This is a genomic window from Alcanivorax sp. HI0083, from assembly GCF_001635175.1.
The window spans coordinates 1-1031 of the sequence record NZ_LWFX01001772.1 but is presented as its reverse complement, the minus strand read 5'-3'; the positions used below and the strand labels follow the sequence as shown (position 1 = coordinate 1031).

Here is a 1031-nt window from a genome sequence, read left to right as displayed (position 1 = left end):
CGGCGCTACCCACCTGGAGCTGCCGGAAGATATCGCCCGCGAACATTCCACCATGCCGGTCACCGAGCCCAGCGCGACCCGCCGCCCCATCGCCGAAGACAAGGCCATCTGCAAGGCGATCGAAGCCATCAAGGGCGCCCGCAAGCCGCTGCTGCTGGCCGGTGCCGGTGCCAACCGCAAGCTGACCAGCAAGATGCTGCGCCAGTTTGTGGAAAAACTGGGCATCCCGGTGATCACCACACAAATGGGCAAAGGGGTAGTGGACGAAACCGGCCCCCATTTCCTGGGCAACACCGCCCTGTCCGACGGCGACTTTGTACACCGCGCCATCGACCAGGCCGACCTGATCATCAACGTGGGCCATGACGTGGTGGAAAAGCCGCCCTTCTTCATGCGCCCCGGCGGCGCCGAAGTAGTTCACATCAACTTCAACTCCGCCCAAGTGGACCCGGTCTATTTCCCGCAGATCGAAGTGGTCGGCGACATTGCCAACAGCCTGTGGCAGCTCAAGGAGCGCCTGGATCCCCAGGAACACTGGAGCTTCTCGGACTTCCACCGCATCCGCGATGCGCTGCAAAAGCACATCAATGAAGGCATTCAGGACGACAGCTTCCCGATTCGCCCGCAGCGGCTGGTGGATGAAATCCGCAAGGTCATGCCGGAAGACGGCATCCTGACGCTGGATAACGGCATGTACAAAATCTGGTTTGCCCGCAACTACCCGGCCACCAAACCGAATACCGTGCTGTTGGATAACGCCCTAGCCACCATGGGCGCCGGCCTGCCTTCCGGCATGGCCGCGAAAATGGTCCACCCGGACCGCCGCGTCATGGCCATCGTCGGTGACGGCGGCTTCATGATGAACAGCCAGGAACTGGAAACCGCAGTACGCCTGAAGCTGGATATCGTGGTACTGATTCTGCGCGACGACGGCTACGGCATGATCAAGTGGAAACAGAACGATATGGACTTCCAGGACTTCGGCCTGGACTTCCAGAACCCGGACTTCGTGGATTACGCCCGCGCCTACG

The 1031-nt window shown here is 61.2% G+C and carries 1 protein-coding gene; it reads left to right on the top strand.

The genetic code is table 11. The features are described 5' to 3' along the window. On the top strand, positions 1-1031 hold a 1031-nt coding region (locus A3754_RS25660), incomplete at both ends, for an acetolactate synthase large subunit (RefSeq protein WP_082904836.1).